The organism is Enterobacter sp. 4974935 (assembly GCF_058661735.1).
Map to the genome: position 1 here is coordinate 1,273,408 of NZ_JBZWGT010000003.1, position 19,043 is coordinate 1,292,450.

Consider the following 19,043-nt stretch of genomic DNA (forward strand, 5'->3'; position numbering starts at 1 on the left):
CGCATCAAGCACTATTCAACTAAGGCATAAATGATGAAAAAAATGACTGCCGTGCTCTTTTCTCTGGCCGTGGGGCTGAACGCCGTCTCGCTGGCGGCGAAGGCTGACGCACCAAAAGAGCAGGAAACGGATGTCCTTTTAATTGGTGGCGGCATCATGAGCGCCACGCTGGGCACATATCTTCAGGAATTAGAGCCGAACTGGTCCATGACCATGGTCGAGCGCCTTGATGGCGTGGCGCAGGAAAGCTCTAACGGCTGGAATAACGCCGGGACGGGGCACTCGGCACTTATGGAACTGAACTATACGCCGCAGAAAAAGGACGGTTCCATTAGTATCGAGAAGGCGGTAGAGATCAACGAAGCGTTCCAGATCTCACGTCAGTTCTGGTCTCACCAGGTGAACAGCGGTGTGTTGCACAATCCGCACTCCTTCATCAACACCGTTCCGCACATGAGCTTTGTGTGGGGCGATCAAAACGTCAACTTCCTGCGCGCGCGCTACGCAGCCCTGCAACAGAGCACGCTGTTCCGCGGGATGAAATACTCTGAAGATCACGCTCAAATCAAAGAGTGGGCGCCGCTGGTTATGGAAGGCCGCGATCCGAACCAGAAAGTGGCGGCGACCCGCACTGAAATTGGTACTGACGTTAACTACGGTGAAATCACCCGTCAGCTGGTGGCCTCTCTGAAGAAAAAAGAGAACTTTAACCTGCAACTCAGCTCCGAAGTACGTGGTTTCAAGCGCAACGCGGATAACAGCTGGAGCGTGACCGTTGCCGATCTGAAAAACAACGAAGCCGAGCATGTGATTAAGGCGAAGTTCGTGTTTATCGGTGCTGGCGGCGCGGCGCTGAAACTGTTGCAGGAGTCCGGTATTCCGGAAGCGGACGACTACGCCGGCTTCCCGGTTGGCGGCCAGTTCCTGGTGTCAGAAAACCCTGAAGTGGTTAACCGTCATCTGGCTAAAGTGTACGGTCAGGCTTCTGTTGGTGCGCCACCGATGTCCGTTCCCCATATCGACACCCGTATGCTGGACGGTAAGCGCGTAGTGCTGTTCGGGCCGTTCGCCACATTCTCCACCAAGTTCCTGAAAAACGGTTCCCTTTGGGATCTGCTGAGCGCGACCACGACGTCGAACGTCAAGCCAATGATGGACGTGGGACTGGATAACTTCGATCTGGTGAAATACCTGATTAGCCAGGTGATGCTCTCTGATGAAGAACGCTTCGAGGCGCTGAAAGAGTACTATCCGCAGGCGAAGAAAGAAGACTGGCGTCTGTGGCAGGCGGGTCAGCGCGTGCAGATCATCAAACGCGATCCGAAAGAGGGCGGTGTGCTGCGTCTGGGTACCGAAGTAGTAAGCGATAAGGATGGCACTATTGCCGCGCTGCTGGGAGCATCCCCGGGGGCGTCTACCGCTGCGCCAATCATGCTACACCTGATGGAAAAAGTGTTTAAGGACAAAGTATCCAGCCCGGAATGGCAGGCGAAGCTGAAAACCATTATTCCATCCTACGGTACGAAGCTGAACGGTAACGTTGACGCCACGGAACAAGAGCTGGAATACACCAGTCGCGTTCTGCAACTGCAATACGTCAAACCGCAGGCTGCGGATGCTGCGCCACAGGCAGAGCTGAAGCCTCAGGCGGAAAACAAGCCGGTTGCGGATATCGCGCTGTAAGGTAAACGCAAAACGGTAACATCCGTTACCGTTTTTCGTGTTTTCTCCCTCTCCCACCGGGAGAGGGTTGGGGTGAGGGCACCAGAACGCACCCTTTCCAGGTCGGGTAAGCGTGAGCGCCACCCGACTTATTTTTAACGAACTACTGCTTGTCCTACCGTCTCATCCGCCTTCCATACGCGATATTTCACATCCACGTTTTCCGGCGTATAAACGACAATCGGCAGCTTGCTGTTATAGCGCAGCAGACTGTTATCACCCAGATAGGCGGTGATAAATTTCTTCTCTTTCTTGCCGTCCGGGCACGCCATCATGGTGGAGACTGGCGAGGTTACTTTGTCGAAGACATAGTAGTCATAACCCCAGCCTTCCAGCGTTTTGCTTTCCAGTTGGCCGCCCAGACGATGCTGGTTGCAGTCCACTTCCAGCGTCTGGCCGATTAACAGCTCGACTTTGAAATTCCCTTCATTCTGCTGAGCCGGGAGCTGAATAACCTGGCGCTTCATCCCTTTGTCCGCTTGCGGATACGGGGCAACTTTTTCCAGCGGCTGCTCTTTTGGGGTTTCGCTGGCGAAAGCGCTGGTGCTCGCGCACGCAGCGGCGATAAGGGCGATGGCAAATTTAGGTGCGTTTTTCACTGTCATTCCTTTTTGTTAAAACGATCCCGGAAAGACTAACATAATGTATGTGAATGGTTGGCGTAATTTACTCACATTTTCATTTTAAACGGAGTAAAGCACTGCTTTTATGCTCTTTTATTGGTGTTTAATGCTGTGGTGGAGTCGGTGCAGAGATCGTGTTATTTTACGCGTTAATTATTGTTATTCATCTGTAAAGGGAGAAGAGATGGTACGGGAAAAACTGAAGACACCTGAAGGCCGCAAGTTCCTGCTGGCGTTACTGGTTGTGTTTATGATTGCTGCTGCATGCGTGGGGCGAGCAACCATTGTCGGCGTGATCGAGCAGTACAACATCCCGCTCTCTGCGTGGACAACCAGCATGTTTGTCCTGCAATCAGCGATGATCTTTGTTTACAGTCTGGTGTTCACCGTCCTGCTGGCGATTCCGCTGGGGATTTTCTTTCTCGGTGGGCGTGAGAAGCACTAAGCATTGTGCATGCGAAGACAGGCAATAAAAAACCAGCCATAAGCGGCTGGTTTTTTTGTGTAGTTTTGGTCGGCACGAGAGGATTTGAACCTCCGACCCCCGACACCCCATGACGGTGCGCTACCAGGCTGCGCTACGTGCCGACGCATAAAAGGAATACTACTCGATTCCTTTTTGATTGCAAGGGGGAAGCAACGCTAACTGATTCATAAATAATCAGTTAGCGATAAAGCGCTTCTCGTCTGTCAGCACCTGCAACAGCAAGCTGAGCTGCGGTTTCTGGTCTTTCAGCTTCTCACCTTCGAGGCTGTACGTCTGGTAATTGCCGTTGCTGTTCAGCACAAGGGACAGCGTCGGCGTGGTCACCACCAGCGTGTTTTCGCCAGCAGCCGTGACCCAGTTATGACGCCGCGTGGCGTTAAAGAGGTCTTGTCCCTGCGAGTATTCAATTGCCGGCGTGCTAACGTGCAGCAGCCGCTGCATTAACGTGGTCATGACGTCTTTATGGTCGGTCAGCATATTGATGCGTTGCGCGGGAGTGCCCGGCCAGTGGATCACCAGCGGGACATGCAGGTTCGGGCGCGACCAGTCCATGCCCTTCGCTTCGTCGCCGAGCGGCACGCCATGCCCCGCCGTGATAATGACGACCGTATTGTCCAGCTTGCCCGCGTCGCGCAGGGCGGTCAGCACGCGAGCGATCTGCGCATCGACATCACCCGCCGCACGGCTATAGCGGCGCGCGAAGCCTTTCTGATTGCTGTCATCAAGATTTGTGCCGTTAAACGCAACCCAGGAGAACCAGCGGTTATCTTCCTGTGCATAGCGCTTCAGCCAGTCTATCCACTGGTCAGCAGTCCGATCGTCAGACTGGCTCTGCGCGGCTGGCAGTGAGAAATCAGACAGCAGCGCCTGGCGGTACAGCGAGCTGTTGAAACCATCAGAGGCGAACAGCCCCAGCTGGTAGCCCTGCTGATTAAGCCCGGTAATCAATGCAGCCGGAATACGGGCCGACAGCACGCCGTCCATATAGCTCGGTGAAATGCCGTAGAACAGACCGAAAATACCCGCGTCGGTCGAATTACCGGAACTCATATGCTGAGTGAATACGATGTTGTTCTCAGCGAATTCAGCCAGGGCAGGCATCTGCTTCTCATAGCGAGAATAGTTCAGGCCATCGACGGTAATCAGCAGCACGTTCTGACCGCGCCCCATGTCGCGATATTTCAGATCGCTCAGGGGATACTGCACGCTGACCGCTTCCGGATTACCCTGTTCGACCAGACGACGCTGATACTCCTGCGCGTCCAGCAGACCGTGTTTTTCAAGGAAACGACGTGCCGTCATCGGATAGGAGAGCGGCAGATTCGCGCGCTGCATGGTAATAGGGCGGTAGAAGTTCGCATCTGCCCAGATATACATCAGGTGCGAACCGATAAATGAGGCGAAAAAGAGCGCCGCGACGGGCTTCGCATAATGTCGGCGTCGGGTCAGGCTGCGGAGCTTTTGCCAGCTCCACGTCGCGAACAACATTTCGATCAGCAGGATAATCGGCACGCTGATAAACATCAGCTGCCAGTCGCGGGCGGTCTCGTTCTGATCCGGGTTAATCACCAGCTCCCAGACGACAGGATTCAGGTGCAGGTGGAACCGGGTAAAGACTTCGCTGTCGATAAGCAACAGCGTCATGCCCGCCGTCGCAAGAATGGCGGACAGGAAGCGCATCAGCCGCTGCGACATGACGATAAACGTCAGTGGGAACAGGATCAGCAGATAGGTGGCGAAGACCAGAAAGCTAAAGTGACCAACAAGGCTCATCCACGAGTAGATACGCCCGGTTAACGTGGTTGGCCAGTCTGCCACAAACAGATAACGGCAGCCGAGCACCATCGCCAACAGAATGTTGAACAGGGCAAACCAGTGCCCCCAGCTGACCATCTGGGAGACTTTTTCACGGTAGCGCTGACGATTCGTCACCATAAACTGTTGTTCGTTTCCCTTAGTGTGCCTGGTCGTCGCTAACGGATGACTGCAAAGCCTGGGCGAAAGATTTGGCGATCGCCTGACGCTGAGCCGGAGCAACGCTGGTATTGATCAGGTTGGTAACCATATTTCCCAAAACCATCAGGGAGAGATCGGTTGGCGTTTTATGTTTTTCCAGTACGTTGACCAGCTCACTGAGCAGTTGTTCAACGTGTTCGTCACTGTAGCGGGAATGTTGTGGCATAAATCAAAATCAGTTTGTTGAGAGAAGGGCGACATATTACCGTAGCAACAGCTTTTTTTCCCCTTTTTTATCTTCTGTTGCACACATGCGTTGGTGGTGGTTGAATACCGCCCGGTCTAAAAGGAGAGTTTATCATGAGTCTGGAAATCAACCAGATTGCCTTGCACCAGCTTATCAAGCGTGATGAGCAAACCCTTGAAGTGGTGCTACGCGATTCGTTACTGGAACCAACGCCTACCGTTGTCGAGATGATGGCGGAGTTGCATCGCGTCTACAGCGCGAAAAATAAAGCCTATGGCTTGTTCAGCGAAGAGAGCGAGCTGGCGGATAGCCTGCGCCTGCAACGTCAGGGCGAAGAGGATTTCCTGGCATTCAGCCGCGCTGCAACCGGCCGTCTTCGTGACGAACTGGCGAAATATCCCTTCGCCGATGGCGGTATCGTCCTGTTCTGCCACTACCGCTATCTGGCGGTAGAGTATCTGCTGGTCACCGTGCTGAATAATTTAAGCAGCATGCGTGTGAACGAGCAGTTGGATATCAGCTCAACGCACTATCTGGATATCAACCATGCGGATATTGTGGCGCGTATTGATTTAACCGAATGGGAAACCAATCCGGAATCGACGCGCTACCTGACCTTCCTTAAAGGCCGCGTGGGCCGCAAAGTGGCCGATTTCTTTATGGACTTCCTCGGTGCCAGTGAAGGGCTGAACGCCAAAGCGCAGAACAAAGGTCTGCTCCAGGCGGTGGATGACTTTACCGCTGAGGCGCAGCTGGATAAATCTGAGCGTCAGACCGTGCGTCAGCAGGTTTACAGCTACTGTAACGAGCAGTTACAGGCCGGGGAAGAGATTGAGCTGGAGTCGCTGTCCAAAGAGCTGGCGGGCGTCAGCGAAGTCAGCTTCCAGGAATTTACCGCAGAAAAAGGCTATGAGCTGGAAGAGAGCTTCCCGGCGGATCGCAGTACGCTGCGTCAGCTGACGAAATTTGCCGGTAGCGGCGGTGGGTTAACCATTAACTTTGATGCCATGCTGCTCGGGGAACGTATCTTCTGGGATCCGGCGACCGACACGCTGACCATTAAAGGCACGCCGCCGAATCTGCGCGATCAGCTCCAGCGTCGCACCTCAGGCGGTAAGTAGCGGCCATAAAAAAACCCCGCAGAAGCGGGGTTTTTCTCGACAGGTTTGCGATTACGCGCGAACGAAGTCGATGTGAGACAGTTTTGGCTTGAACGGGTGACGCTGAACAGCCTGAACTTTCACTTTTTCTTCTTTACCGCCAACAACGATGGTCAGAACTTCGCTGTAGAATTCAGCTTTGTTCTGCATGTTCCACACTTTGTCGTGATCCAGTTCGATTGCAACTGGAGCAGCTTCGCCACCGTAAACGATAGCCGGGAACTTGTTAGCGTTACGCAGGCGGCGGCTCGCACCCTTACCCTGCACGTTACGTACTTCTGCTTCGATAGTGAACATTGATTTCTCTCTGTATTTAAAACCCTGCTACAGGCGACCCAGCAGCAGGTGAGTGTTCTGCCTCACGGATGTGAAGCGGGCGGCATTTTATACTCAAATGGCTCGCGCATCAACGAAAAGTCCCGTTAACCGCGCAATTCGTTTGCCCGGCGAAAGCGTCCTTCATAGTCAAAGACCTTCTCACGCACCTGCCAGAACTGCCCTTTTTTACGGGCGACAACAAAATCAGGATGGCGCAGCAGCGCCTGCTGGCGCACGATATCGGCAACGGTTATCCAGCGCAGCGGCACGCCGGGCGTGCGGGTATGCGGGCGGATAAAGAGCTGTTCGAACGCGGTGCGCTGGGCGGGCGTCTGGACCCTGAACCGCTCGCTGACGTCTGCGCCGTCCTCGTCGTAATAGGTAATCTTTAGCCACTCGCCTTTTTCATCCGCACCGGGCTGTAAGACCATGCCGGAACAGCGCAGCACCAGCGCATCTTTCAGTTTCAGCGCCGCTTTCAGCATGTCATCCGGGTCGACCAACACCGTGTCACACTCCCGACAGCGGCGGGCAGCGATATCGTTCTCGGCGTTGCACTGCGGGCAGTTTTTGAAGCGGAAGCGGAAATCACACTGTTCGCGATGGCCTTCATCGTCTTCAAACCAGCCCTGACAGCGGCGGCCAAAATGTTCGATCAGCGTGCCGTCGGCGGTAGTTTTGCCCCAGAAAGTGTTGGCAAACCCGCAGGCCGGACAAAACACCTGTACCGGCACGTTGTCGCTCTTGCCTTTTGGCGTGCCCACTTCCGGGGAGTAGAGATCGTGCGGATTACCGGCATAATCGAGGATCAGACAGTCGGTTTTGCCCGGTGCCAGGCGCAGGCCACGGCCGACAATCTGCTGGTACAGGCTGACGGATTCGGTCGGGCGAAGAATCGCAATCAGGTCAACGTGCGGGGCGTCAAACCCGGTGGTTAATACGGAGACATTCACCAGGTAGCGGAACTGCTGGGCTTTGAAAGCCTCAATCAGGCTGTCGCGCTCCGGCCCGGGGGTTTCACCGGTAATTAACGCCGCGTCGTTGGTGGGCAGAAGCCCCGTGATTTCACGCGCGTGTTCGACGGTAGCAGCAAAAATCATCACCCCTTTGCGCGTTTGCGCAAACTCTTCAATCTGGCTGATGATATGCGGCGTGATCCGCTTCTGTTTTTTCAGCTCATGGTTAAGATCCGCCTCGCTGAACAGCCCGTTGCTCTGCGCCTGTAAGCGGCTGAAATCGTACTGCACGACCGGCATATCCAGCCGCTCCGGTGGCGTCAGATAGCCATGCTTGATCATGTAGCGCAGCGGAAGCTCATAGATACAGTCGCGGAACAGGGCCTTTTCATCGCCACGCACCATGCCGTGATAATGAAACTGATAAATCCAGCCCTTGCCCAGACGAAATGGCGTGGCGGTCAGGCCAAGCAGGCGTAAGTGAGGGTTCACCTCTCTCAGATGAGTGAGGATTTGCTGATACTGGCTGTCGTCGTCATCGCTGATGCGGTGACACTCATCGACAATCAGCAGGGAAAACTCGCTGCGAAACAGGTCCAGGTTGCGCGCAACGGACTGTACGCTGCCAAACACCACTTTCCCGTGGCTCTCTTTGCGCTTCAGCCCGGCGGCAAAAATATCGGCCTCCAGGCCGAGCGCGCAATATTTGGCGTGGTTTTGCGCCACCAGCTCTTTTACGTGCGCCAGCACCAGCACGCGCCCGCGAGCCAGGCGCGCCAGTTCGGCAATCACCAGGCTTTTACCGGCTCCGGTCGGGAGCACGATGGCGGCGGGTTCCCGGTGCTTGCGAAACCAGGCGAGGGTGGCATCAACGGCTTCTTGCTGATAGGGGCGTAGTGTGAACGTCATGGCTTCTCTATTCAGTTAACTCGCATATAGTATGCCACGAAACTTTTTCCCTTGAGTGGCGCAACCAGACCATTATACTGAACTGTTTCTGAATGCTTCTTTTTCGGACGCGTAGTCCGACTTCCAGCACCATTAAGGCTAAAAAGATTTCATGCGACTTGATAAGTTTATCGCTCAGCAACTCGGCGTAAGCCGCGCTATTGCCGGGCGTGAAATTCGCGCCAGCCGCGTAACCGTGGACGGCGACATTGTGAAAGACAGCGCTTTTAAACTCCAGCCTGACCACCAGGTGGAGTATGACGGCAACCCGCTGACCCAGCAGAATGGCCCGCGCTACTTCATGCTCAACAAACCGGAAGGTTACGTCTGTTCAACGGACGATCCGGATCACCCGACGGTGCTCTACTTCCTCGACGAACCTGTGGCGCACAAGCTGCATGCGGCAGGGCGACTGGATATTGATACCACCGGCCTGGTGCTGATGACCGATGACGGTCAGTGGTCGCACCGCATCACCTCCCCGCGCCATCACTGTGAGAAAACCTATCGGGTGACACTTGAGTCGCCGGTCTCGGATGACACGGCAGAGCAATTCGCGAAAGGCGTTCAGCTACATAATGAAAAAGATCTGACCAAACCGGCGGTGCTGGAAGTCATTACCCCAACGGACGTCCGTCTGACCATCAGTGAAGGCCGTTACCACCAGGTGAAACGGATGTTTGCCGCCGTGGGCAACCACGTTGTGGGGCTGCATCGTGAACGTATCGGCGCGATTGAACTCGATCCAGACCTGGCGCCAGGGGAATATCGCCCGCTGACGGAAGAAGAGATTGCCAGCGTCGGGCTGCTTTCACGCTAAATTCAGGAGAACCCTGTGACCACCAGGCCACACTCGTCGTTTAAAATCGTATTTATCCTTGGCCTGTTGGCCATGCTGATGCCGCTGTCTATCGATATGTATCTGCCCGCGCTGCCGGTGATTTCCGCGCAGTTTGGCGTACCGGCAGGCAGCGCACAGATGACGCTCAGCACCTACATTCTTGGTTTTGCGCTCGGCCAGCTCTTTTATGGCCCAATGGCAGACAGCCTGGGGCGCAAACCCGTTATTCTGGGCGGGACGTTGATATTTGCCGCAGCGGCGGTGGCCTGCGCGCTGGCGCAGAGTATCGATCAGCTGATCGTGATGCGTTTCTTCCATGGCCTGGCTGCGGCTGCGGCAAGCGTGGTGATTAACGCGCTGATGCGCGACATCTACCCGAAGGAAGAGTTCTCACGCATGATGTCGTTCGTCATGCTGGTCACAACCATTGCGCCGCTGGTCGCCCCCATGGTGGGCGGGGCGGTGCTGGTGTGGTTCAGCTGGCATGCGATTTTCTGGATCCTGGCGATTGCCGCGCTGCTGGCCTCGGTGATGATCTTCGTCTTTATCGATGAAACGCTGCCGGTCGAGCGCCGTCAGAAGTTTCACGTCCGCACCACGCTTGGCAACTTTGCCTCGCTGTTTCGCCATAAGCGCGTGCTGAGCTATATGCTGGCCAGCGGCTTTAGCTTTGCCGGGATGTTTTCGTTCCTGAGCGCGGGGCCGTTTGTGTACATCGAACTGAACCATGTGTCACCCCAGCACTTTGGTTACTACTTCGCGCTGAATATCGTGTTCCTGTTTGTGATGACCATTATCAACAGCCGCTTTGTCCGGCGGGTCGGGGCGCTGAATATGTTCCGCGCCGGGCTGTGGATCCAGTTCGTGATGGCTATCTGGCTGGTATTGAGCGCATTGTTGGGCGTAGGTTTTTGGGCGCTGGTGGTGGGCGTGGCGGCGTTTGTTGGCTGCGTCTCGATGGTCTCATCCAACGCGATGGCGGTGATCCTCGACGAATTCCCGCATATGGCGGGCACCGCCTCGTCGCTGGCAGGGACGTTCCGTTTCGGGATTGGCGCGATTGTCGGGGCGCTGCTCTCAATGGCGACGTTTAATACTGCCTGGCCGATGCTGTGGGCGATTGCCCTCTGCGCGACTTGCTCCATCCTCTTCTATCTTTACGCCAGCCGGCCCCGTAAGACGGCGCATAAATGAGCACTTAAGGCCCGAAACGGGCCTTTTTGTTGACCCATATCAACCAACCCTCGGTTCGTTTACCCGGTGTTTGTTTCTTTTATGTAAAATCTATTTATGTAAAAAGTCACATCATTGTATTTAAAAAGGTTGAGTTAGATCGCAGAAACGGGTACATATAGCGCCGACGTGAGCCTGCAACGCCTATAAAATCCGCTAAACAGTGCAGGTTGGCGATGATGTGTTACTATAAATGTAAATAAATTGTGAAGTAAATTTGCTTCCGGGGATCTGAACGTGAATACATTACAACTCTCCATTGTCCATCGCTTGCCCCAGAGCTATCGCTGGTCGACGGGTTTTGCAGGTTCGAAAGTTGAACCGATTCCGCAAAGCGTTGCCGGGGAGGATAATTGTCTGGTGGCGCTCAAGCTGCTTAGCCCGAGCGATGAAAATGCGTGGCCGGTTATGGAACGTCTCAGCCAGGCGCTGACGGACATCGAAGTAGACAGCTCCGTGCTGGAATGCGAAGGTGAGCCGTGCCTGTTTGTTAACAGCCAGGATGAATTTGCTGCGACCTGCCGTCTGAAAAACTTCGGCGTGGCGATTGCCGAACCGTTCTCCGGTCAATATCCTTTCTGAGTGCTAGTCAGCGGACAATAGCTGGCGCGTGTAATCCTGCGCAGGCGCAGTGAATACGCGCTGGCACTCTCCCTGCTCAACGACTTCTCCCTGCCGCAATACCACCACCTGATGGCAAAGCGCACGCACCACCTGTAAATCGTGGCTGATAAAGATATAGGCCAGCCGATGCTTTTCCTGTAGCCCCTTCAGCAGCGCCAGAATTTGCGCCTGCACGGTGCGGTCCAGTGAAGAGGTAGGCTCGTCCAGCACGATCAGCTCCGGTTTCAGGATCAGCGCGCGGGCAATCGCTATACGCTGCCGCTGTCCGCCGGAAAACTCAGCCGGATACCGGTGCCGGGTATCGGGATCTAAACCCACTTCCGCCATCACGCGCTTCACGTCGATTTCACGCTGTTGTGCCGTCAGCGCGGGCTGATGAACGCGCAGGCCCTCTTCAATAATCTGCAATACGCTCAGCCGCGGGTTCAGCGAAGAGTTCGGATCCTGAAAGACCACCTGCATCCGCGGGCGGACGGGCAGCATTTGGCGGCGGCTCAGGTTTTGCAGCGGCATGCCGTCAAAGAGAATGCTTCCCTGCGAGGCGATCAGGCGCAGCAGCGCCAGGCCGGTGGTGCTTTTGCCCGAACCGGATTCGCCCACAAGCCCAAGCGACTCGCCCGGACGCAGAGAGAAGCTCATGTTTTTCAGAACATGATTGTGATCGACCACGCGACGCAAAATGCCTTTGCGGATCGGGAATGACACCGACAGGTCCTCAACCTTCAGCAACGGTGCGCTGTCAGCGTTAAGCGGAACCGGGTCGCCAGAGGGTTCGCTATCGAGCAGGCGCTGTGTATACGGGTGCTGAGGCGCGCTCAGCAGGGCAGTTGCCCTGTTCTGTTCGACGCAGCGGCCGTTTTGCATCACGGCCACCGCGTCAGCGAGCTTTTTCACGATGCCCAGGTTATGCGTAATAAACAGCAGGCTCATGTTCAGCTCGTCGCGCAGTTCACGCAGCAGTTGCAGAATTTGCGCCTGCACCGTGACGTCCAGCGCGGTGGTGGGTTCATCCGCAATCAACAGTTCGGGGCGCGTCAGCAGCGCCATCGCGATCATCACGCGCTGGCGCTCGCCGCCGGAAAGCTGATGCGGGAAATCGTTCAGCCGTTTCGCCGCATTACGAATGCCGGTGCGTTCAAGGCAGTCCAGAATTTCCCCCCGCGCTGCCTCTTTACGCATTCCCCGATGAAGTGACAGCACTTCATAGAGCTGTTTTTCCAGCGTATGCAATGGATTGAGCGACACCATCGGCTCCTGAAAAATCATGGCAATCTTATTGCCACGAATGCCGCGCAGGGTTTGCTCATCAGCGTTCAGCAGGGATTGTCCATGGAACAGAATATCCCCGTGCGGATAGCTGACCGGCGGGGAAGGGAGCAGGCGCAGCACCGACAGTGCCGAAACGCTCTTACCGGAGCCGGATTCCCCGACCAGCGCCAGCGTCTCTCCGCGCTGGATCTGCAACGATAAATCCGTCACCACCGGGCGAGATTCGCCCTGCTTTGAAAACGCAATCGACAGATTTTCTATGCTCAGAAGAGGCCGGGTCATGTCATACCGCCTTGTTGGGATCGAAGGCATCGCGCACGGCTTCGCCAATAAAAATCAGCAGGGAAAGCAGCACAGCCACGGAGAGGAATGCGGCGATGCCCAGCCAGGGGGCCTGGAGGTTGTTTTTGCCCTGCAACAGCAGTTCGCCAAGAGACGGTGAGCCCAGCGGCAAACCGAAACCAAGAAAATCAAGCGACGTCAGGGTGGTAATGGAGCTACACAAAATAAACGGCAGGAAGGTGAGGGTCGCCACCACTGCATTGGGAAGCATGTGACGGAAGATGATTGCGCGATCGCTCACGCCTAACGCCTGCGCGGCGCGAATATAATCGTAATTTCGCGTGCGCAGAAACTCCGCACGCACCACGCCGACCAGTGCCATCCAGCCGAACAGGACGGTGATGCCTAACAGCCACCAGAAGCCAGGCTGTACTACGCTGGACAGCAGGATAATCAGAAACAGCGTCGGCATACCGGACCAGACTTCAATTACGCGCTGCCCCCACAAATCGATTTTTCCACCGTAATAGCCCTGCACGGCGCCCGCCACGACGCCCATTACGCTGCTAAAGAGCGTCAGCAGCAGCCCAAACAGGAGCGAGATGCGGGTGCCATAGAGGATGCGCGCCAGCACATCGCCGCCGTTGGCGTCCGTTCCCAGCCAGTTCTGCGAGGAAGGCGGGGAAGGGAAGGGGGTGGACGTGGCGTAGTTAATACTGTTCGCGCCAAAGCGAATCGGTGCCCAAAGCGCCCAGCCATGCTGCGCGATCTGTTCACGTAACCAGGGATCCTGATACTCGGCTGGCGTCGCAAACGGACCGCCAAAATCGCTTTCGCTATAGGTAGTAAGCACCGGCACGTACCAGCGATCTTTGAAATGCACCAGCAGGGGTTTATCGTTGGCAATCAGTTCGGAACACAGACTTAAGGCGAACAGGACGGCGAAGATCCACAGCGACCAGTAGCCGCGACGGTTGTGGCGAAAGCGCGCCCAGCGGGCCTGATTGACGGGGCTTAAACGCAACATCAGCGGCCCTCAAAATCGATACGGGGATCGACCAGCGTATAGCTGATATCGCTGATGATATTCAGCAGCAGGCCGATCAGGGTGAAAATGTACAGTGTGCCAAACATCACCGGGTAATCACGGGAGACGGTGGCCTCATAGCCGAGCAGCCCTAAACCGTTGAGAGAGAACATCACTTCTATCAGCAGAGAGCCGGTAAAAAACATACTGATGAACGTGGCGGGAAAACCGGCAATCACCAGCAGCATGGCGTTACGAAAAACGTGCTTCCACATAATCTGCTTTTCACCGACGCCTTTGGCGCGCGCGGTGACGACGTACTGTTTGCGGATCTCATCAAGAAAGGCATTTTTGGTCAGCATCGTAAGCGCCGCAAAACCGCCGATAACCGTCGCCAGCACGGGAAGCGTGATGTGCCAGAAGTAATCGGTGATTTTCTGATACCACGGCAACGTGCTGAAATCCGCAGAGACCAGCCCGCGCAGCGGGAAGAGGTCGAAATAACTGCCGCCAGCGAAAAAGACAATCAGCAGCACGGCAAACAGAAACGCCGGGATAGCGTAGCCGATGATAATGAACGTGCTGCTCCAGATATCAAAACGGCTACCGTTGTAGACCGCTTTGCGGATCCCCAGCGGAATGGAGACCAGATAAATAATCAGCGTCCCCCACAGTCCGAGCGTGATGGAAACCGGAAGGCTTTGCTTGATCAGGGTTAGCACCGAGGCGCTGCGAAACAGGCTGTCGCCAAAATCGAAACGGACATAATCCCAGAGCATCCTGAAATAACGCTCGTGCAGCGGCTTGTCAAAACCATAGCGATGGGTGATCTCGGCGATCACCTCCGGATCCAGTCCCCGACCGCCCCGGTAGTGGCTTTCGCTGATATTGCCCACGCCCGTCCGGGCATGGCTGGCCCCCATTCCTTCACCGCCGCCGCCCGGCATGCCGCCAGCGTGACCAAATTCTATGGCCGCAATCGCCTGGTCCACCGGGCCGCCGGGGGCAATCTGCACGATAAAAAAGTTAATGGTAATGATGGCCCATAGCGTCGGGATAACCAGCAGCAGCCTGCGGATAAGATAAGCGCCCATCGTCACTCCTCAACGCCGCGCTGCGGGCAGTTTTGCGGCTTTATTCACGTCATACCACCACGTATCAAAACCAAGCGTATAAACCGGGCGAACGGCGGGCAGGGAGAATTTGTCCCAGCGGGCCACGCGATCTTCACCCATGTACCACATCGGCAGCATGTAATAGTTCCAGGTTAACACCCGGTCAAGCGCGCGCCCGAGCGGCAGAAGTTTCTCTTTATCGCCCTGAGCGGCAACGATTTTCGCGATCAGCGCATCAATCACCGGACTCTTTACCCCCGGAGCGTTGTAGGAGGAGTCGATATACCCCGATGCCCAGGAGATTTGCAGGTCTGAACTCGGCCACGGCTGGGCAGCCCACAGGGTTTGCATCATGTCGTAATCGCGACTGCGCTTGCGGTTGGTCAGCTGGGCAATATCGACCTGGCGGATATTCATGGTCACCCCAAGACGGGCAAGGTTCTTCTTAAACGGCAGCACCCACTGATCGTTTGCGCCGGAGGCAATCAGCAGTTCGAAGCTGAGCGGCTTACCAGTTTTAACATTTACTCGTAGCCGATTTTTCAACACCCAGCCAGCGTCATCCAGCAGTTTGCTGGCTTTCAGCAGGTTGTCCCGGTCGAACCCGTTTCCGTCGGATTTTGGCGGTTCAAATAGGCGGGTGAACACTTCCGGCGGGAGCTCCGCTTTCATTGGCGCCAGCAAAACCAGCTCGTCCGCGTGGGGATAATCACGGGCGGCATATTCAGTATTCTGGAAATAGCTGTTCGCCCGGCTGTAGGCTCCGTAAAACAGCGCTTTGTTCATCCATTCGAAATCAAACGCCAGGGTAATAGCTTCACGCACCCGACGATCGGAAAAAACCGGGCGCTGAATATTAAACGCCAGCCAGCGCGTGTCCTGCGCGGATTCGTTTTTATGTTCGTCTTTAACGATATAGCCTTTCGCGAAATTTTTTCCGATATACCGGGTCGCCCAGTTTTTGGCGCTGTTCTCGACACGTAAATCAAATGCGCCTGCCTTAAACGCCTCGAAGGCCACGTTATCATCCAGGTAGTAGTCGTAGCGGATTGTATCGAAGTTCCAGCGGCCCCGGTTTACCGGCAGCGTGGCTGCCCAGTAATCTTTCACGCGGGAATAGATCACGTACTGGCCCATTCGCCAGTCGGTAATGCGATACGGTCCTCCGGCCAGCGGCGGGGAAGAGAGGGGATCGCTCAGCTTATGGTTTTTCCAGAATGATTCGGGCATGACGGGCAGGGAGAACAGGCTCAGCATATTCTCTTTGTTTGGCTCAGGGAGTTCGATTCGCACGGTCAGCGGGGCGATGGCTTTCACCGTGGTGCCCTTGTACACCAGACGAAACTGCGGCACGCCTTCGGTCATAAATTTATGAAAGGTGAACGCCACATCGCGGGCGCTAACCGGCGTACCGTCGTGAAAACGCGCCCGCGGATTAATCGCGATTTCTGCCCAGCTAAAATCATCGGCGTAACGCACATTCTCAGCGACCAGGGGATAATAGCTGCCGGGCTCGTCGTCGGAGGTGACGAACAGCGTGTCATAGAGGGATTCGGTACGCGCTGCCGCCACGCCGCGCAGGGCGAAGCGGTTAAAGTTGTCAAACATTCCGATCGCGGAAAGCGTCACGTTCCCGCCTTTCGGGGCGGCGGGGTTCACATAATCGTAGTGAGTAAAGTTGACCGCATACTTCGGCTCGCCAATGACGGCAAAGGCCGTGCTCTCTTTGATGGTCTGCGCCTGGCCCGACAGGCTCACCAGCGCCAACAGCATCAATACAACGCGCATAATCATAGTGCGGCGGATCCCTTTGTTCACAGGCAGGCTCGGTTGAGGAGAATAATAAGGGACAGCGCCGTGATTGTGAAATTATTCCCCGAGCGTGATGTCGGGTTGCCACGTCCTGAACTGCTCCAGCGGCATTGGTCGGCCGATCCAGTAGCCCTGAAGATAGTTCACGCCATGCTCGCGCAGCCACGCCGCCTGCTCGGGCGTTTCAACACCCTCGGCGACGGTTAACATATTCAGGCGTTCTGCCAGCGTCAGCACCGCGTCAAGCACTGGCGAGGTAACGGTTTCAGTCCCGATGGCATTCACGAAGCCACGGTCAATTTTCAGGTAATCCATCGTGAAGCGTTCCAGATAGATCAGCGCGCTGTGGCCGGTGCCAAAATCATCGATGGCGATTTCAAAACCTTCATTGTGCAGCCATTCAAACAGCTGATTTGCCTCGCGGTGGTTGATCATGTCGCGCTCGGTTATTTCCAGCACAATCTGGAAGTGATCGGGCGGAAGGGCAGCGGCAAACGCGCGCATATCCTCCTTAAAGCTTTCCGCATGCAGATGACCGGGCGCGATGTTGATCCCAAACTTGGCCCCAGGCGGGAGCACCGTTTGCAGGACAGGGGCATCGCGGATAATCAGGTCAAAAAGATGCAGCGTCAGCGGGACAATCAGCTTCTGCGCTTCAGCGAAGTTAATAAAGGCATCCGGTGGAATTTCGCCCATCACCGGGTGCTTCCAGCGCATCAGGACTTCCAGCCCGGTCATTCTGAGCGACTGCGCATCCACGACGGGCTGATAGACCACGTAGAACTGGTCGTGCTTGATGGCCGTAAGGATCTCTTTCCCGGGATTAAGACGGATAGTGAGAATATAGAAATTCAGCAGACCTGCCGCAATACCGCAGACCAGGCCGAAGAACACGGCGTAAAGCAGTTCATCGGTCTTCCAGGCTTGCGCATAGACGTTAACGGTCAGAGGAATATTTTTCAGCGTGGCGGTGCGAGCGGGGACGTCAGGCAAATCCCGCGCCTGAACCAGCATTCCGGACTGGGTGGATAACGCGGAGTCGCCAATGACGATCGATATTCCGGAAAATTCATCCTGACGTGACGTATAAAGAAGGTAAGGCGTCAGGTTGATGTTCACGGAGGTAAATACGCCGCCGTCTTTTACCAGCGGATTGCGATACCAGATAGCGATCGCGGGTTTATCCGGCAGCATGGGCGTACCCGGCAGGAGCGCGATATCAACAGGTTTGCTGATGTGTAGCTGAGGGATAAGCGTTTCCATCGGGGTATTCATCGGACCTGTTGCCGAAGAGCAGAAGGCCTGTTTATCCCGGACCAGCAAAAAGGCGCGCACGTTAATACTGAAGGCCGCGCGTGAGGTGAGCGCCGCACTGACCTCTTCACAGCTGTTCAGCGTGAGCGGCTGGAGCGTATCAATAGAGGTTTTAAGCTCGTCGAAAAAGTTCTCCATGTAGACGCTTAAATCCGTAATGAGGGTATCGTACCTGACTTCTCGCTTGTGATAACTCCAGTAAAACTGTAACGCACTCAGAAGCAGGGCGGTAAACAACCCCGTCAGAATACTGAGAAACAGTATCTTGCGGTTGCTGGAGAAGTAGCGGGTAAACATAGATGTCGTGATTCCTGAAATGACGCTGGATGTCTATCAGTGTAACGGGCAAAAAAAAACACTGCCGGAGCAGTGCTTTTTTAATCGTATCGCCAGCCAAGGGATAACCAACGATACGACAGCAATATTAACTACGGCTCAGAACGCGGCGAGCTTCGTTGTAGCGCTTCTTCCAGTAAGGTTCGTTCATGCTGGAAATCGTCACACCACTGCTGGTGGAAGCATGGACAAACTGATCGTTACCGATATAGATGCCAACGTGTCGACCGGTTGAACCTGCTCTGAACAGGACTAAATCGCCCGTACGCAGTTTAGTGCGCGAAATGGACTTGCCCATTTCCTGCTGTTCATAAGTAGAACGCGGAAGGTCTAACCCAAACTGCTCACGGAAAGTACGCTGTACGAATGCGGAGCAATCGATGCCTTTCTTGGTGCTGCCGCCCAGGCGGTAACGCACGCCTTTCCAGTCAGCATACTGATCCATAATACGCGACTTAACGTCGAGATTACGTACCATATTTTCAAATTCATCCTGAGAGGCTTGCAGTGAAGAGGAATCTTCCATTCCCACAACACGCGTCTCAGGATGCATATTCTTCGCGGTGTTCGTCGTACTACATGCCGAAAGCAGAACCGCCACTGCAATCGCCGGGATCCCCCGCAAGATATATCTCAAAATTGGTTGAGATTTGACCATTTTGTTTGTTTTCCCTTGAAGTCCTTAACGAAAATATCGTTATAAAAATGCCAACCGTGACGAGACTAATTATCTGTTCACAATGAGACAATTCTTTATGGTGAAATCTGTGGCA

17 protein-coding genes and 1 tRNA gene are annotated in these 19,043 nt (G+C 55.2%); 6 read left to right on the forward strand and 12 right to left on the reverse strand.

Features of this window, described 5'->3' with window-relative positions; genetic code table 11:
• The first annotated feature begins 33 nt into the window (after positions 1–33).
• Positions 34–1,683 carry a malate dehydrogenase (quinone) gene (gene mqo / locus AC4OVS_RS07270; protein ID WP_032622479.1) on the forward strand — a complete coding sequence of 550 codons (1,650 nt, stop codon included), beginning with the start codon at positions 34–36 and terminating at the stop codon, positions 1,681–1,683.
• 134 nt (positions 1,684–1,817) lie between these two features.
• Here mqo and eco read toward each other — a convergent pair whose 3' ends face one another.
• The gene (eco, locus tag AC4OVS_RS07275; RefSeq protein WP_032622478.1) at positions 1,818–2,327 is read right to left on the reverse strand and encodes a serine protease inhibitor ecotin; all 510 of its coding nucleotides are present in this window, start codon (positions 2,325–2,327) and stop codon (positions 1,818–1,820) included.
• Between the two features lie 202 nt (positions 2,328–2,529).
• Between eco and AC4OVS_RS07280 the strand changes: the two genes are divergently transcribed.
• On the forward strand, positions 2,530–2,790 hold the full coding sequence (locus AC4OVS_RS07280) for a DUF2534 family protein (RefSeq protein ID WP_006811332.1): 261 nt from the start codon (positions 2,530–2,532) through the stop codon (positions 2,788–2,790).
• Between the two features lie 66 nt (positions 2,791–2,856).
• Here AC4OVS_RS07280 and AC4OVS_RS07285 read toward each other — a convergent pair.
• From AC4OVS_RS07285 to AC4OVS_RS07295, 3 genes are all read right to left on the reverse strand, one after another.
• A tRNA-Pro gene (locus AC4OVS_RS07285) sits at positions 2,857–2,933 on the reverse strand.
• Between the two features lie 73 nt (positions 2,934–3,006).
• Positions 3,007–4,767 carry an LPS biosynthesis-modulating metalloenzyme YejM gene (gene yejM, locus AC4OVS_RS07290; protein WP_491922288.1) on the reverse strand — a complete coding sequence of 587 codons (1,761 nt, stop codon included), beginning with the start codon at positions 4,765–4,767 and terminating at the stop codon, positions 3,007–3,009.
• Positions 4,768–4,786: 19 nt separating this feature from the next.
• Positions 4,787–5,014, reverse strand: coding sequence for a YejL family protein (locus AC4OVS_RS07295; protein ID WP_001135586.1), 228 nt, complete (start codon positions 5,012–5,014; stop codon positions 4,787–4,789).
• A 134-nt stretch (positions 5,015–5,148) separates the two neighbouring features.
• On the opposite strand from AC4OVS_RS07295, the gene yejK reads away from it, so the two are divergent.
• The gene (gene yejK, locus AC4OVS_RS07300; RefSeq protein ID WP_017693031.1) at positions 5,149–6,156 is read left to right on the forward strand and encodes a nucleoid-associated protein YejK; all 1,008 of its coding nucleotides are present in this window, start codon (positions 5,149–5,151) and stop codon (positions 6,154–6,156) included.
• Between the two features lie 51 nt (positions 6,157–6,207).
• Here yejK and rplY read toward each other — a convergent pair whose 3' ends face one another.
• Together rplY and radD are read right to left on the reverse strand one after the other, a co-directional pair.
• Positions 6,208–6,492: a 50S ribosomal protein L25 gene (rplY, locus tag AC4OVS_RS07305; protein WP_022648733.1), complete on the reverse strand. Its 285-nt coding sequence runs from the start codon at positions 6,490–6,492 to the stop codon at positions 6,208–6,210.
• Between the two features lie 125 nt (positions 6,493–6,617).
• Positions 6,618–8,378, reverse strand: coding sequence for a DNA repair helicase RadD (radD, locus tag AC4OVS_RS07310; protein WP_022648732.1), 1,761 nt, complete (start codon positions 8,376–8,378; stop codon positions 6,618–6,620).
• Between the two features lie 151 nt (positions 8,379–8,529).
• On the opposite strand from radD, the gene rsuA reads away from it, so the two are divergent.
• The 3 genes from rsuA (at position 8,530) to AC4OVS_RS07325 (ending at position 11,073) form a co-directional block, all read left to right on the forward strand.
• Positions 8,530–9,237 (forward strand): 16S rRNA pseudouridine(516) synthase RsuA, encoded by a 708-nt coding sequence (gene rsuA, locus AC4OVS_RS07315; protein ID WP_022648731.1) that lies wholly within the window; start codon positions 8,530–8,532, stop codon positions 9,235–9,237.
• Positions 9,238–9,252: 15 nt separating this feature from the next.
• On the forward strand, positions 9,253–10,452 hold the full coding sequence (locus AC4OVS_RS07320) for a Bcr/CflA family multidrug efflux MFS transporter (RefSeq protein WP_022648730.1): 1,200 nt from the start codon (positions 9,253–9,255) through the stop codon (positions 10,450–10,452).
• 276 nt (positions 10,453–10,728) lie between these two features.
• Positions 10,729–11,073, forward strand: coding sequence for a YejG family protein (locus AC4OVS_RS07325; RefSeq protein WP_003859372.1), 345 nt, complete (start codon positions 10,729–10,731; stop codon positions 11,071–11,073).
• 3 nt (positions 11,074–11,076) lie between these two features.
• Here AC4OVS_RS07325 and yejF read toward each other — a convergent pair whose 3' ends face one another.
• The 6 genes from yejF to mepS all read right to left on the reverse strand — a co-directional run bounded on the left by yejF (position 11,077) and on the right by mepS (position 18,928).
• Positions 11,077–12,666 carry a microcin C ABC transporter ATP-binding protein YejF gene (gene yejF / locus AC4OVS_RS07330; protein WP_022648729.1) on the reverse strand — a complete coding sequence of 530 codons (1,590 nt, stop codon included), beginning with the start codon at positions 12,664–12,666 and terminating at the stop codon, positions 11,077–11,079.
• A gap of 1 nt (position 12,667) precedes the next feature.
• Positions 12,668–13,693: a microcin C ABC transporter permease gene (locus AC4OVS_RS07335; protein WP_045308660.1), complete on the reverse strand. Its 1,026-nt coding sequence runs from the start codon at positions 13,691–13,693 to the stop codon at positions 12,668–12,670.
• Entirely contained in the window at positions 13,693–14,787 is a 1,095-nt protein-coding gene (locus tag AC4OVS_RS07340; protein WP_003859369.1) for a microcin C ABC transporter permease YejB, read from the reverse strand. The genes AC4OVS_RS07335 and AC4OVS_RS07340 overlap by 1 nt, the downstream gene beginning before the upstream one ends.
• A 9-nt stretch (positions 14,788–14,796) precedes the next feature.
• Positions 14,797–16,602, reverse strand: coding sequence for an extracellular solute-binding protein (locus AC4OVS_RS07345; RefSeq protein WP_491922289.1), 1,806 nt, complete (start codon positions 16,600–16,602; stop codon positions 14,797–14,799).
• Positions 16,603–16,677: 75 nt separating this feature from the next.
• Entirely contained in the window at positions 16,678–18,231 is a 1,554-nt protein-coding gene (locus AC4OVS_RS07350; RefSeq protein WP_045308658.1) for a cyclic di-GMP phosphodiesterase, read from the reverse strand.
• 127 nt (positions 18,232–18,358) lie between these two features.
• Positions 18,359–18,928 carry a bifunctional murein DD-endopeptidase/murein LD-carboxypeptidase gene (mepS, locus tag AC4OVS_RS07355; RefSeq protein ID WP_003859364.1) on the reverse strand — a complete coding sequence of 190 codons (570 nt, stop codon included), beginning with the start codon at positions 18,926–18,928 and terminating at the stop codon, positions 18,359–18,361.
• Between the last annotated feature and the right edge of the window lie 115 nt (positions 18,929–19,043).